Origin of the sequence: Rhizobium sp. NFACC06-2, assembly GCF_900101425.1 — a bacterium.
GTDB classification, from domain to species: domain Bacteria; phylum Pseudomonadota; class Alphaproteobacteria; order Rhizobiales; family Rhizobiaceae; genus Agrobacterium; species Agrobacterium leguminum.
In genome coordinates, this window is sequence record NZ_FMVA01000004.1 from 355,056 (window position 1) to 368,961 (window position 13,906).

Here is a 13,906-nt window from a genome sequence, read left to right on the forward strand (position 1 = left end):
TGATCAGCCCCAGAGCGTTTCCCGGACAGGTGCAGGCCATGCCTTCACGTCCAGGCCGTGATGCGCAAACAGTGCGAGCGCGATGCGCTCCAGCCCGAAACCGACGCAGGCGGTGTGGGCGACATCGCCATTTTCGAGGTTCAGGCCCCATTTCTGACCGAAGGCATCCTGATGGTAGTTGAAGCTCATGCAGGCCGTCGGGCTGGTCGCCGACGTGACCGGGATCAGGAGCTCGAATTTGAGGTTCTGGTCGCGCTGGTTGTTGGCCAGCATCTTGCCGGCACGGCCGAAGAAAGGATCATTGGCGATATCGATGGTGACGTCGAGCCCGACCGCCTTCATCATCTCCACGCCGCGATCCATCCAGGTCTGGCGGAATTCGGTGACATTGGACTCGGTGCCCATGCAGACATATTCGCGCATGCGGAAAAGCTGCTGGCGGGCCGGGTCCTTGGAGGGTTCATGGCGGAAACAATAGGACTGGATGTCATAGAGACCGCCGCCGGCAGGTAACGCGCCGCGCTTGGCAATCGTCGGATAAAGCGGATAGCAGGCTGCCGGCGTCAGCACGATGTCGGTGGCTTTCTGGTCCTTGGTCCAGTCGCCGCCCTCGTCCATGGTTTTCAGCAGGCTGACATGGTCGAGCTCACAGCCGCAGAAGGAATGGACCGTGCCGGCGAGCTGTGGGAAGCTCTTCATATAACCGCTCTTTTCAAAATAGGCGCGGTTGATGCCGGGCGGAAAGCGGATCGCTTCGGCGCCGTCAGCGCCGCCCGTGCGGTCGATCAGCCGCTCGAAGGCGGCAATGACATCCTCGAACTGGCCGCTGCGTCCATAAAGACCGTCCACACCGGTTTCAATCAGCAGGCCTTCTTCGAACAGTCGATCGAGAAACGATGTTTGCATGTCCATGGTCTTATCCCAAGAGGCTGGTGTCCTGCTTGTGAACCAGCAGGAGATTGGCGGAATTGCCGAGAATGCGGTCGTTGGAAATCATCAGCCGGGCAGAGTGTGCGTCGCGCAGGTGTCGGCCCAGGCTATAGGGCGTGCCATTCTTGTAACCCATGATGCCGCAGACCAGCATGGCGTGATCGATGATCTCCAGAATGGTCTCCGAAGAGCAGATCTTCACATTGTTCATGGCGACGGCAAAGGCCATGGACATCAGCTTTTCCGGGTCGCTCTTGGTGTCTTCGTAAGCCTTGATGCCGGCGATGATGTTGGATTTGACGACCTGCAGCTTGGTGGAAACCTCGGCAAGGCGGATCGCGCCCGGAGGGGCGGTGCCGGGCGATTTCCGCGCCGCGGCCCTGACGAATGACTGGGCGCGCAACACCGCATCCGAGGCGATGCCATACCAGACGGCGCTCCAGAGAAGATGCGAGCTTGCCAGCATGGATTGTGCGGCGATTTCCGCGAAAGGCTTCGGGAATATCTGCGCCGCCGGTGCTTCGCCACGAAACAGGAAGCCATCCGAACAGGTGCCGCGCATGCCAAGCGTATCCCACACATGGGTCTTTTCGAGCGTGTACTGGTTTTTCAGAAAGACCGTCATCACCTGATCGGCGGGCGCGGCATCCTTGTGGGCACGCGAGGTGATGAGGATCGCATCGGCATTGCTGCCATAGGAAATGACGGTGGCGTCCTTTTCCAGCCGGCAGAAATCGCCTTCGACTTCGATTGCACAGATGGAGTTGCGCAGATTGCCGCCAATGCCGCCTTCGGTGGTGGCGGAGCCGAGCAGAAGCTGTTCGCTGGCGATGCGGCTCATGAAGCCGGCATGCCATGCGCTCGTCTCGCCGTGTTCCACCAGGCTGGATGCCTTGATATGGTGCATGGCGAAAATCATCGCGGTTGCTGAACAGGCCTGGCCGAGCCGGGCGCAGATATCGGCGATTTCCTGTAAGGAAGCGCTTTCGCCGCCTAGCGAAGAGGGGACCTGGATGCCGAGCAGGCGTTCCTGTCGCAGCGCATCAACGGCTTCCTGCGGAAAGCGGCCGGTGACATCCACCTCATCCGCGTGTTTGGCGGCAATTGCCGCGACACGGCCCGCGCGCGCGGACAGCGTTTCATCCTGCGGCGCTACGGTGACGTTCATCAGGCTGCCTCTTTACCATCCAGAATGAGCTTAACGGTGTCTTCAATGGCCTTGATGCTCGCAAAGGACTTGCGGTTCAGCAGATTGTCGGGGAATTCGATATCGAATGCTTCTTCGATGCCGAGCATCAATTGCACCGATGCAAAGGAAGAAAGGCCCGCCGCATAAAGATCGGCTTCATCTGCAATCGTATCGACAGGGGTTGGAAGCTGGCCGAATTTGGCCAGTATTTCACGAATAGTCGCGTTCATTCCGACGTATCTCCCATGAATTTCACATCAGGATGGTTTGTGCTTATCGTTACGTTGCAAACGATAATATTCGCCTAAACCGTTAGGTTAATTACAACTAACGGCAGCATGCGCCATTCCCGCACCTTTGCCAAGCATGGATCGTCGGCCTTGACAAATGCCGGTCGGTGTTTTTTGCTGTGGCCATTCACCAGGGGTGTCCCGTCAAGGGGCTGAGATTCTGCTTTCATGCGCAGTGACCCGTTGAACCTGATCCAGTTCATACTGGCGTAGGGACGGTGCAAAGACCGAAGGTCGGCTGGCGTGTGCATTGCGCTGTCGGCGCTGCGGTATTTTCCATCATTCCGGCTCGAACTGGGTCTCCACTGTCAAACTTTGGAGCCTCAAGATGAATATCGCTGCCAAGAATATCCCGTTGTCGGTTACTACGGGGCCGCATGCCGCCTCTACCAAAATCCACAAAGCCGGCATTTTACATCCCCATATCCGCGTGCCGATGCGCGAGATCGCCGTTCATCCGACGGCGGGTGAACCGCCGGTGACGGTTTACGATTCCTCCGGTCCCTATACTGATCCTTCGCATACCGTTTTGATTGAAAAGGGTCTGCCGCGTCTGCGTCATGACTGGATCGTGGCGCGCGGCGATGTCGAGGCCTATGACGGCCGGCACGTCAAGCCGGAGGATAACGGCTTTGCCACCGGCGAACGCCTGACGCCTGAATTTTCCGTGCGCCACCAGCCGCTCAGAGCCACGGCCGGTAAAGCCGTGACCCAGCTTGCCTATGCGCGGGCCGGCATCATCACACCGGAAATGGAATTCATCGCCATCCGCGAAAATCTCGGGCGCGAGGCGGCCAGGGAAAAGCTTGTGCGTGACGGCGAGAGTTTCGGGGCGCATATCCCTGACTACGTCACGGCGGAATTCGTGCGTCAGGAAGTGGCGGCCGGCCGCGCCATCATCCCTGCCAATATCAATCATTCGGAACTTGAGCCGATGATCATCGGCCGCAATTTTCTCGTCAAGATCAATGCCAATATCGGCAATTCCGCCGTTACCTCCTCCATGGCGGAAGAGGTGGAGAAAATGGTCTGGGCGATCCGCTGGGGTGCGGATACCGTCATGGACCTGTCTACCGGTCGCAACATCCACAATATCCGCGAATGGATCATCCGCAATTCGCCGGTGCCGATCGGCACGGTGCCGCTTTATCAGGCGCTTGAGAAGGTCAACGGCATTGCCGAAGACCTGAACTGGGAAGTGTTCCGCGATACGCTGATCGAACAGGCGGAGCAGGGTGTGGATTATTTCACCATCCATGCTGGCGTGCGGCTGCATTACATCCCGCTCACCGTCAACCGCGTCACCGGCATCGTCTCGCGCGGCGGCTCGATCATGGCCAAGTGGTGTCTGCATCACCACAAGGAAAGCTTCCTCTATGAGCATTTCGACGAGATTTGCGACATTTGCCGCGTTTACGACGTCTCCTTCTCGCTGGGCGATGGCTTGCGTCCCGGCTCGATTGCCGACGCCAATGACGCCGCACAATTCGCGGAGTTGGAGACGCTCGGTGAGCTGACGCAGATCGCCTGGGCGAAGGATTGCCAGGTGATGATCGAAGGCCCCGGCCATGTGCCGATGCACAAGATCAAGGAGAATATGGACAAGCAGTTGAAGACCTGCGGTGAGGCGCCTTTCTATACGCTCGGGCCGCTCACCACCGATATCGCGCCGGGTTACGACCACATCACCTCCGGCATCGGTGCGGCGATGATCGGCTGGTTCGGCACCGCGATGCTCTGCTACGTCACGCCCAAGGAACATCTCGGCCTGCCTGACCGTAACGACGTGAAGGTCGGCGTCATCACCTACAAGATCGCTGCCCACGCCGCCGATCTCGCCAAGGGCCATCCGGCGGCACAGGTGCGGGACGATGCGCTGTCGCGCGCGCGGTTCGAGTTCCGCTGGGAGGATCAGTTCAACCTGTCGCTGGACCCGGATACGGCGCGCTCCTTCCATGACGAGACCTTGCCGAAGGAAGCGCACAAGGTCGCGCATTTCTGCTCCATGTGCGGGCCGAAATTCTGCTCGATGCGGATTTCCCACGACATCCGCGCCGAGGCGCAGAAGGAGGGGCTGGAGGCCATGGCCGCACGCTTCAAGGAAGGCGGTGAGCTTTACATGCCGCTCACGACGCCTGCGGATGCCGAATAGCATGCGCGTTCTGGTCAAGGGAACGGGGGTCGCCGGTTTGACGGCGGCCTTCGAACTGGCGCGGACCGGCGTTACCGTTGAGGTTTGCGAGCGCAATGCCGAACCGTCTCGTGGCGCATCCTGGTATGCGGGCGGCATGCTGGCCCCCTGGTGCGAGCGTGAAAGCGCTGAAGAGCCGGTTCTGACGCTCGGTCAGGCGGCGCTCGACTGGTGGGATGAAGCAACCCCCGGCCTTGTCATCCGCGAAGGCACGCTGGTGGTTGCGCCGGCCCGCGATAAGGCGGAGCTTTCGCGTTTCGCATCGCGGACCGCTGGCTATCGCTGGGTGGATGAGGGCGAAATCGCCGCGCTGGAGCCAGATCTTGCCGGGCGGTTCCGATCCGGGCTTTATTTTCCGGGCGAGGGTCATCTCGATCCGCGTCTTGCACTGAAATCGCTGCATGAGCGGCTCTGCACCATGGGTGTGCAGTTCCATGTGGCTATCCCGTTGGATGAAGAGCCGTTCGACCGGGTGGTGGATTGCACTGGTTCTGCGGCAATCGGCGGGATTTCCGATCTTCGCGGTGTGCGGGGAGAGATGCTCTATCTCGCCACGCGGGAGGTTTCCCTGTCTCGTCCCGTCCGGCTGCTGCATCCGCGCATTCCGCTCTATATCGTGCCGCGCGAGCCCGGCCGTTTCATGGTGGGCGCGACGATGATCGAGACGGAAGATGCGGGCGCCATTTCCGCCCGCTCGATGATGGAGTTCCTGAATGCCGCCTATGCCGTGCATCCGGCTTTCGCGGAAGCGGAAATCATCGAGACGGGCACCGGCGTGCGCCCCGCCTATCCCGACAATCTGCCGAAGGTCACGCAGGATGGCCGGACAATTTTCATCAACGGCGCGTACCGGCACGGCTTTCTGCTGTCGCCGGCTATGGCGCGGCAGGCGGCTGAAATCGTCTGCCAAACTCTCTCTCAAAAGGAACGGGATCATGAAACTTCTGGTGAATGGCGACGAGCTTGATCTCGCCGCCGAGACGCTGGCCGGCCTGCTCGCCAGCCTCGAATACGAGGGTGAGTGGCTGGCGACGGCGGTGAATGGCGATCTGGTGCATTCCGAAGAGCGCGCCGATTATAAGCTGAAGGCTTTCGACCGTATCGAAATCCTCTCACCGATGCAGGGAGGCTGAAACCATGCTGACGCTTTATGGCCGCGAGGTCTCGTCCCGTCTCCTGCTCGGCACGGCGCGCTATCCGTCCCCCGCCTTGCTTGCCGATGCCGTGCGGGTGAGCAACACGGATATTCTGACGATTTCACTGCGCCGGGAAACGGCGGGTGGCAAGAAGGGCGGTCAGTTTTTTGAGCTTATCCGCGAGCTGGATCGCCAGATTCTGCCCAATACCGCCGGTTGCCACACGGTCAAGGAAGCGGTGCTGACAGCAAAGATGGCCCGCGATGTGTTTCGCACTAACTGGATCAAGCTGGAGGTCATCGGTCATCACGACACGCTGCAGCCCGATGTCTTCGCTCTTGTCGAGGCGGCGAAAATCCTTTGTGACGATGGTTTCGAGGTCTTTCCCTATACGACTGACGATCTGGTCGTGGCCGAGAAGTTGCTGGAGGCAGGCTGCAGGGTGCTGATGCCCTGGTGCGCGCCAATCGGCAGCGCCATGGGGCCGCTCAATCTGACGGCGCTGAAATCCATGCGGGCGCGTTTCCCGGATGTGCCGCTGATCGTCGATGCCGGTATCGGCCGCCCGTCGCATGCGGTCACGGTGATGGAGCTCGGTTACGATGCCGTTCTGCTCAACACGGCGGTGGCGGGCGCGAGAGACCCGGTCAGCATGGCGGAGGCTTTCGCCCGCGCCATAGAAGCCGGCCATCAGGCATATCTTTCCGGGCCGCTGGAGCCGAGGGACATGGCCGTTCCCTCGACGCCCGTGATCGGAACGGCTGTTTTTTCCTGATCGTTTTGCGTTGACAGTGCCTGATGGTGGCGGGATACCGGGAGAAAAGGAAAATGGCATGGCGGCACTCACCAATCTTCTGACGGATATTGACGGCGTTTCGGTCGGCAATGTTACCGATCTCGCCCTTGGCTCCGGTGTTACGGCGATTGTTTTCGAAAAGCCCGCCATCGCTTCCGGTTCTGTTTTGGGTGGTGCGCCGGGCGGTCGCGATACCGGCCTGCTCGACCCCGCGATGACGGTGGAAACGGTGGATGCCTTCGTGCTGTCGGGCGGTTCTGCCTTCGGGCTGGATGCGGCGGGCGGCGTTCAGGCCGGGCTGCGCGAAATCGGACGCGGCCTGCAGGTGGGGTCCACCCGCGTTCCCATCGTGCCGCAGGCGATCCTCATGGATCTGCTGAACGGCGGCGACAAGGACTGGGGACTGCATTCGCCCTATCGCGAGATGGGATATGGAGCCTTTAATGCGGCGCGTGCGGAGCCCTTCGCGCTTGGAACGGTCGGGGCCGGAACGGGTGCGACGACAGCCACCTTCAAGGGTGGTCTTGGTTCGGCAAGTGCTGTCAGTTCCGGCGGTTATAAGGTGGCGGCCATCGTTGCCGTCAATGCGCTCGGCTCGGCAACCGTTGGAACGAGCCGCCATTTCTGGTCCGCGCCATTTGAAATGCAGGGTGAATACGGCGATTGCGGTTTTCCCGATCGTTTCGAGCCGGATTATACCGCGCTGTGCCTCAAGGGGGTCAATCTCACGGCAACGACCATCGGTGCGGTGGTGACGGATGCCGCGCTGACCAAGGCGCAGGCGCATCGCCTTTCCATCATGGCGCATGACGGGCTGGCGCGCGCCGTTCTGCCCGCCCATCTGCCAAGCGACGGCGACACTATGTTCGCGGCCGCGACCGGTGAAAAGCCGCTCGAGGGCGGCGTTCATTTCGCCGAGCTTTGCCATCTGGCGACCATGGTGATGGCGCGCGCGGTCGCGCGTGGCGTCTATGAGGCGACGGCCTTACCGGTGGATGGAGCGCAAAAGGCCTATCGCGATGTTCATGGACGGAGCCTTTGAACGATGAGTGAGGCCCTTTCTCCGCTGAAGCCCGTTCTTCGTATCGACTTTCCACCCGCGGAACGTCTCGGCCACGGCAAGATCGAATTGATGGAGTTGATTGTCGAGACCGGCTCCATCTCCGCCGCCGGGCGGGCGATGGACATGTCCTATCGCCGCGCATGGCTGCTGGTGGATGCGCTGAACCACATGTTCAGGCAACCGGTCATTGAATCGCAGCGCGGCGGCAAACAGGGCGGCGGTGCGGCGCTGACCGCTTTCGGCACTGAGGTGCTGGAGCGTTATCGCGGCATGGAAAAACGGATGAACGAGGCCTTGCGCGCGGATATCGAGTGGCTGGAGGCCAACCGCAATCCCGACGCGGCTCTCAATAGGGATCGAGAGCCGCCGACTTTATGATCGCGTGTATCGGTTTTCCCGGCTCCAGTTGCAGCCTCTCGCGTGACAGATCGGTGATGCGCGACTGGATGATGTCGCCGCCGCAATCCACCTGAACCGTGACCATGCCGTCTTCGCTGGCCGAAACAGTCGCGACATGGCCCGCGAGAATGTTGAGCGCGCTTAAGCCTTCGGGCTTTACGGTTGCCAGCATCACGTCGCGCGCCGGTATGAGCACCCGCACCGGGCTGCCGGCCGCTCCCCTTTTTGCCGGAACATGGAGCAGCATGGTCTTCAGCGTTACGGTGGCAAGTCCATGCCGCTCGTCAAAGCTTTCAATCAGCCCGGAAAGAATGCTGCCCGCTTCGCGCCGTTCGAGATGCGCACTGAAATCCGGTCTGGACAGCACCTCGGCCGCTTTTCCCTGCGCTTCCACCTTGCCGTCCTTCATCACCACGATGCGGGCGGCGAGGCGGGCGACCTCCTGAATAGAATGGCTGACATAGACAATCGGGATTTTTGTCTCGTCGCGCAGCCGTTCGAGATAGGGAATGATTTCGGCTTTTCGCTCCTCGTCGAGCGAGGCAAGCGGCTCGTCCATCAGCAGCAGCCTGGGTGATGAGAGGAGCGCGCGGCCAATCGCGACACGCTGTTTTTCGCCACCGGAAAGCTTGTCCGGCCGGCGTTGCAGGAGATGGCCGATGCCGAGCATGTCGACGATGCGGTCTTCATTCGCGCTCCCGGTTTTGTTCACGGCGAACCAGCGGCCGTAATGCAGGTTCTGCGCCACGCTGAGATGCGGGAAGAGCCGCGCTTCCTGAAAAACATACCCGAAGCGGCGTTTATGAGCCGGCAGGAACAGCCGTTTTCCGCTATCGGCCAGCACTTCACCATCGAGCAAAACCTGTCCCTCATCCGGCCGTAACAGGCCTGCTATGATGCGGATCATCGAGGTTTTGCCGGAGCCGGAGCGTCCGAACAGCGCGGTAACGCCGCCTTCGGAGGTGAATGACGCATCGAGTTCGAAAGAACCGAAGCGATGGCGGGTGGCGACGGAAAGCATCATTCCATGCTCACCCGTTTGCCGACGATGCGGGCCAGAAACTCCGAGACGAGCAAAGCGAGCATGGAAATCACGACGGAGACAATGGTTAGCCGCAAGGCGCCGGCATCGCCGCCCGGAACCTGGGTGAAGGTATAGATGGCGGCGGACAAAGTCTGGGTCTCGCCGGGAATATTGGACACGAAGGTGATGGTCGCGCCGAATTCGCCCATGGCCTTGGCGAAAGCCAGGATCATGCCAGCGATGATGCCGGGCAGGGTCAAGGGCAGGGTGACGGTGAGGAACACCCAGACCGGGCTAGCGCCCAAGGTTCCCGCGGCCTCTTCCAGCTTGCGGTCCACCGCTTCTATGGAGAGACGGATGGAACGTACCATCAGCGGAAAGGCCATGACGGCGCAGGCGAGCGCCGCCCCGGTCCAGCGGAAGGAAAAGACGATGCCGAACCAGCTATCGAGAAATTGCCCGATCGCGCCCCTGCGGCCGAAGAGGACGAGCAGCAGAAAGCCGGTGACGACGGGCGGCAGGATGAGCGGCAGGTGGACGATGCCGTTGAGGAGAGACTTGCCCCAGAAGCGACCGCGCGCCAGCGCCACGGCGACCAGAATGCCGAAAGGCAGGCTGGCAAGCATGGCGATGGACGACACCCACAGGCTGAGCCTGATCGCCGTCCATTCTTCAGGGCTGAGTGTCCACCAATGCAATGCCATATCCTGCAATCGTCATCTCTTGTGGCCCATAGGTTGGGGCCACGAAATGCAGTTTATTTCAAAACGGTAAAGCCTTGCTTTTCGAAGAAGGGCGTTGCCTTGGCCGATTTCAGGAAATCCAGATAGGCTTTTGCTGCCGGGGACTTGGCTTCCGAAACAATGGCGACCGGGTAGATGATCGGCGGATGGCTTTCTTCCGGGAAGGTGCCGACGATCTTTACGCCGGGATCGGCGGCGGCGTCGGTCTGGTAGACGATACCATAGGGTGCTTCGCCGCGTGAGACGAGCAGCAGGGCGGCACGCACGCTCTCCGCGCCGGCGACCTTTCGTTCGACGGAGGACCAGACCCCGAGTTTTTCCAGAGCGGCCTTGCCGTATTTGCCCGCCGGCACGGAATCGACCGCACCCATGGCCAGACGGCCGTCGCCCACCAGAGCGGCAAGATCGAAGTCCTGCTTGATCTCGACCGGCTTTGCCTTGTCTGCGGGAGCGACGAGAACGATACGGTTGCCGAGAAGATTGGAGCGGGTGTCAGCGTTGATCAGCTTCTTTTCGGCGACATAGTCCATCCATGCGAGATCGGCGGAAATGAAGATATCCGCCGGTGCGCCCTGCTCGATCTGCTTGGCCATCGCCGAGCTTGCCGCATAAGAAACGGTTGCTTCGTTACCGCTTTCCTTTGCCCACTCGGCGTTGAGAGCATCGAGCACGTTTTTCATGCTTGCGGCGGCAAACACCGTGACTTTTTCGGCTGCATGGGCCGGAACGGCCGCGAGTGAGGCCGCCACCCAGAAGGATGTGGCTGCGGCAATGGTTTTGAAGAAGCTGCGACGCAAAAGTCTCATGGTCTATTACCCCCGGTTCGAGATATTCCGATGAATATATCGATAGGCCTATAGGGCAATCATTATATTTTCAAGGATATATCGATGGGATGGGGAAAGAGGCTGCCAGGATGTCTGTTTAGAGGGGTGGTTAAGCGCGAAAAGCCCTCCTCGTCATGCTCTGGCTGGTCCCGCGCATCAGCAACGTCTTCATTTATTGAATGTGATTAAATCCTTGAGACAAACCCAAGGATGATGTCGTTCCTTGAAGCGGCCCCGTGTCCGATCAAAAACGCTCGCCGGCGAAATGGGCGATCTGCGCGCCTGCCTCGTAATAGGCCTCCTTCACCGTCCGGAAAGCCTGCACTTTCGGCTCCGTCAAAGGCAGCGGCAATTCGGCTTCAGCAATTTCACCGAGAATATGCTGCGCAATGACCTTGCCGAAGGCCGTGCCCGGCGCGATGCCGCGGCCGTTATAGCCTGAAAAGCCGACGACATTTTCAGCGAATTTGTGAAAGCGGGGCACGGCATTGTCGGTCATGCCGATCTGGCCGTACCATTCACATTCGAATTCCGTATCCCCGAGTTGCGGGAAAAGTCGCTTCAGCGAGCGCTTCGCCCAGGCGCGATGAATGGCGGCGCCGGTGCCGCGCAGGGCGCCGACGCTGCCGAAGACCAGTCGGCCGGCTTTGTCCATGCGGAAGGATGAGAGAATCTCCTTCGTATCCCAGCAGCCTTCACGGTCGGGCAGGATGCTCTTTTGCAGATTATCGCCGAGCGGTCTCGTCGCAAAATTGAAATAGGGCAGGTAGACCTGTTCATCGCGAACGATCTGCCATGGGCCAGTGCTATAGGCTTCGGTGGCCACAACGATCCAGTTGGCGGTTACAGACCCTTGCGGCGTCTTCACCACCCATTTTCCATTGCTGCGTTCGGTCGCTACCACGGGGCTTTCCGTGTGCAGGCGCACGCCCGCTTTCTGGGCGGCTGCGGCAAGGCCTCGAACATAGGCAAGCGGCTGTATCGTGCCGGCGCGTGTATCCAGAAGCGCACCGGAATAGCCCGTACTGCCGGTGCGGCTCGCTGTCTCTTCGGCATCGAGGATGCGGACGGGTGCGCCTCTCTCCGCCCATTGTTCGCAGCGCTCACGGATTTCGGCGAGCCCTTTGTCGCCGACGGCGCAATGGAGCGTGCCGTTTTTTTCGATCTCGCAGGGAATTGCGTGTTTTTCCACCAGTTCGCGCACGAGAAGGGGGGCATTGCCCAGAAGGTCGAGAAGCCGCTCACCGTAAACCTCGCCCAGCACGCCGGGCAGCTCTTTCGGCATGACCCACATGCCGCCATTGATGAGGCCGACATTGCGGCCTGCGCCGCCGAAGCCGATTTCCCTTGCTTCGAGAAGAACGACATCCACACCGCGTTCGGCAAGATGAAGGGCGGCGGACTGGCCGGTGAAGCCGCCTCCGACGACGACGACATCGGCAACCGCTGCGCCCCGCAAGGCGGGCGTTACGGGCGGCTGCGGCGCGGTCTTTTCCCAGAGGCCGTGTGAGCGGGGGTCATTATACATCGTTCCACCATGTTCCGGGTCAGTTCATTTGTTCTTCGTATGAGTGACAAGCCCTTGTTTATAAGACTTTACAAGCGCTCTTGCCTGTTGAATATCGACATATCGTCAAGAGTTCATTCCGTGAGGGAATATGGTCCTGCCGCCACGCCGTTTTCTGCCGTCGCTGTCGCTGCTGGCGGCCTTCGAAGCCGCTTCCCGGACGGGCAGCGTCACCGCCGCCGCGAGGGAACTGGGGCTGACGCAGGGCGCGGTCAGCCGTCAAATTCTGGCGCTCGAAGAGCAGCTTGGCGTGGCGCTGTTCCTGCGTGAGCGGCAGACGATCCGGCTGACAAGGGCGGGGGAGGGCTATGCGCGGGAAATCCGCGAGGCGTTGCGGCGCATATCGACGGCCTCGCTCAACCTGCGCGCCAATCCGGATGGCGGCACGCTCAACCTCGGGGTTCTGCCGAGCTTCGGCACGCGCTGGCTCGTGCCGCGCCTTCCCGATTTCATCGCCAGATACCCCGGCGTTTCGGTCAATCTTCTGACGCGGTCATCGCTGTTCGATTTCCGCACCGATACAGTCGATGCGGCGATCCATTTCGGATTGCCGCATTGGCCGGGTACCGAGCTGGTGTTCCTGATGCATGAAAAGGTCATTCCGGTATGCAGCCCCACCTTCAAGGCGCGACACGGACTTTCAAGGCCGGACGATCTGCTGCATGTCCCGTTGCTGCACATGACGACACGGCCGGATGCCTGGGAGCAATGGTTTCGCAGCCATGGCGTCAGTTTCGACAATGTGCATGGCATGCTTTTCGATCAGTTCACGACGATTGCCGAGGCGGCGAGCGCCGGGGTTGGGGCGTCGCTCATTCCTTCTTTCATGATCGAGGAGGAGTTGCGAAGCGGTCGTCTGGTCGCGGCTGTTGCGGGGGAAGTGGAGAGTGAGGAAGCCTATTACCTCGCCTGCATGCCAGATCGCGCCGGTTATGCGCCGCTCGAAAGTTTTCGGCGGTGGATCGTTTCCGAGGCCGCAACTGGCGCGAACGGCAGGACCGCGGAGTTTTCGGCGTAAACCGGTAAGCGGTCTTGCAAGACGGACGCTGCTCAGCCAATAGTGCGCCATGACGCGTGGCGCGAGCAGCCATGCACCGAAAGTTCAAATACGGGAGATGTCCGTGAAGCCCATTTTCGTTCAGCTTCAATGTGAGCCCGGCAAGACCTATGATGTCGCCGACGCCATCTATAAGACGGAACTGGTTTCCGAGCTTTATTCCACCAGCGGTGAATATGATCTGCTGCTGAAAATCTATCTGCCGCAGGAAGAAGATATCGGCAAGTTCATCAACCAGAACATCGTCAATATTCCGGGAATCGTGCGTTCTCTGACGACGCTGACGTTTACTGCATTCTGACCCGCAATTCGAACCTTCAATTACGCGCTTGGCCCTCATTCCTGTGCTTGTCACAGGAATCCTGTGTATTGGATTTGTGCTATGTAGAGTGCGGGCGGAAGGCCGTCGGAATCCTGGTCGTTAGAGACCGCCTGCTGGCTTTTGGACCTCCGCCCGCTCTTGATGATCCCAACCTGAACAGTTGATGGAGGCCGTGAGCGCGGACCTCGTAGCACAGGATGAGGCTTGCCATGGTACACCCTGTTTACATCGGATGCGACGTCTCAAAGGCACATCTGGATCTTTTCGATGCCGCGACACAAAAAGCCGTCCGCATCGCCAATACCGGCACCGCCATCGATGAATGGCTTGCCACCCTTGATGGACGCGAGGCGCAGATCATTCTGGAGGCGA

Annotated in this window: 15 protein-coding genes and 1 riboswitch; of the genes, 8 read left to right on the forward strand and 7 right to left on the reverse strand. The window is 60.3% G+C overall.

Features of this window, described 5'->3' with window-relative positions; all coding sequences use genetic code 11:
- Window positions 1–3 precede the first annotated feature (3 nt).
- From F3H58_RS10465 to F3H58_RS10475, 3 genes are read right to left on the reverse strand one after another with little or no spacing between them, the layout of a single operon-like run.
- Window positions 4–912 (reverse strand): amino acid--[acyl-carrier-protein] ligase, encoded by a 909-nt coding sequence (locus F3H58_RS10465; protein ID WP_149742134.1) that lies wholly within the window; start codon window positions 910–912, stop codon window positions 4–6.
- Window positions 913–916: 4 nt separating this feature from the next.
- A complete protein-coding gene (locus F3H58_RS10470) occupies window positions 917–2,098 on the reverse strand; it encodes an acyl-CoA dehydrogenase family protein (RefSeq protein ID WP_059759982.1) in 1,182 nt (393 codons plus the stop codon).
- The gene (locus F3H58_RS10475; protein ID WP_003504852.1) at window positions 2,098–2,349 is read right to left on the reverse strand and encodes an acyl carrier protein; all 252 of its coding nucleotides are present in this window, start codon (window positions 2,347–2,349) and stop codon (window positions 2,098–2,100) included. Before F3H58_RS10475 ends, F3H58_RS10470 begins: the two co-directional genes overlap by 1 nt.
- 182 nt (window positions 2,350–2,531) lie before the next feature.
- Window positions 2,532–2,643, forward strand: a riboswitch (TPP riboswitch).
- Window positions 2,644–2,737: 94 nt separating this feature from the next.
- Between F3H58_RS10475 and thiC the strand changes: the two genes are divergently transcribed.
- From thiC to F3H58_RS10505, 6 genes are read left to right on the forward strand one after another with little or no spacing between them, the layout of a single operon-like run.
- Window positions 2,738–4,561, forward strand: a complete 1,824-nt coding sequence (gene thiC, locus F3H58_RS10480) for a phosphomethylpyrimidine synthase ThiC (RefSeq protein WP_149742135.1) — start codon at window positions 2,738–2,740, stop codon at window positions 4,559–4,561.
- A 1-nt stretch (window position 4,562) separates the two neighbouring features.
- Window positions 4,563–5,567 (forward strand): glycine oxidase ThiO, encoded by a 1,005-nt coding sequence (gene thiO, locus F3H58_RS10485; protein WP_149742136.1) that lies wholly within the window; start codon window positions 4,563–4,565, stop codon window positions 5,565–5,567.
- A complete protein-coding gene (thiS, locus tag F3H58_RS10490; RefSeq protein WP_003521310.1) occupies window positions 5,536–5,733 on the forward strand; it encodes a sulfur carrier protein ThiS in 198 nt (65 codons plus the stop codon). Before thiO ends, thiS begins: the two co-directional genes overlap by 32 nt.
- Before the next feature lie 4 nt (window positions 5,734–5,737).
- Window positions 5,738–6,511, forward strand: a complete 774-nt coding sequence (locus tag F3H58_RS10495) for a thiazole synthase (protein ID WP_149742137.1) — start codon at window positions 5,738–5,740, stop codon at window positions 6,509–6,511.
- 58 nt (window positions 6,512–6,569) lie between these two features.
- Window positions 6,570–7,574 (forward strand): P1 family peptidase, encoded by a 1,005-nt coding sequence (locus tag F3H58_RS10500; protein WP_149742138.1) that lies wholly within the window; start codon window positions 6,570–6,572, stop codon window positions 7,572–7,574.
- 3 nt (window positions 7,575–7,577) lie between these two features.
- Window positions 7,578–7,973, forward strand: a complete 396-nt coding sequence (locus tag F3H58_RS10505) for a winged helix-turn-helix domain-containing protein (RefSeq protein WP_149742139.1) — start codon at window positions 7,578–7,580, stop codon at window positions 7,971–7,973.
- Here F3H58_RS10505 and modC read toward each other — a convergent pair.
- From modC to F3H58_RS10525, 4 genes are all read right to left on the reverse strand, one after another.
- Window positions 7,942–9,018 (reverse strand): molybdenum ABC transporter ATP-binding protein, encoded by a 1,077-nt coding sequence (gene modC / locus F3H58_RS10510; RefSeq protein ID WP_149742140.1) that lies wholly within the window; start codon window positions 9,016–9,018, stop codon window positions 7,942–7,944. The two genes, F3H58_RS10505 and modC, sit on opposite strands and share 32 nt — an antisense overlap.
- Complete coding sequence (gene modB / locus F3H58_RS10515) at window positions 9,015–9,722, reverse strand: molybdate ABC transporter permease subunit (protein WP_137004007.1); 708 nt, start codon at window positions 9,720–9,722, stop codon at window positions 9,015–9,017. Before modB ends, modC begins: the two co-directional genes overlap by 4 nt.
- Window positions 9,723–9,775: 53 nt before the next feature.
- Window positions 9,776–10,567 (reverse strand): molybdate ABC transporter substrate-binding protein, encoded by a 792-nt coding sequence (modA, locus tag F3H58_RS10520; RefSeq protein ID WP_149742141.1) that lies wholly within the window; start codon window positions 10,565–10,567, stop codon window positions 9,776–9,778.
- Between the two features lie 265 nt (window positions 10,568–10,832).
- Window positions 10,833–12,116 carry an NAD(P)/FAD-dependent oxidoreductase gene (locus tag F3H58_RS10525; RefSeq protein ID WP_149742142.1) on the reverse strand — a complete coding sequence of 428 codons (1,284 nt, stop codon included), beginning with the start codon at window positions 12,114–12,116 and terminating at the stop codon, window positions 10,833–10,835.
- Between the two features lie 130 nt (window positions 12,117–12,246).
- Between F3H58_RS10525 and F3H58_RS10530 the strand changes: the two genes are divergently transcribed.
- On the forward strand, window positions 12,247–13,173 hold the full coding sequence (locus tag F3H58_RS10530; RefSeq protein WP_149742143.1) for a LysR family transcriptional regulator: 927 nt from the start codon (window positions 12,247–12,249) through the stop codon (window positions 13,171–13,173).
- A gap of 103 nt (window positions 13,174–13,276) precedes the next feature.
- On the forward strand, window positions 13,277–13,513 hold the full coding sequence (locus tag F3H58_RS10535) for an Lrp/AsnC ligand binding domain-containing protein (RefSeq protein ID WP_003521320.1): 237 nt from the start codon (window positions 13,277–13,279) through the stop codon (window positions 13,511–13,513).
- Window positions 13,514–13,906 lie beyond the last annotated feature (393 nt).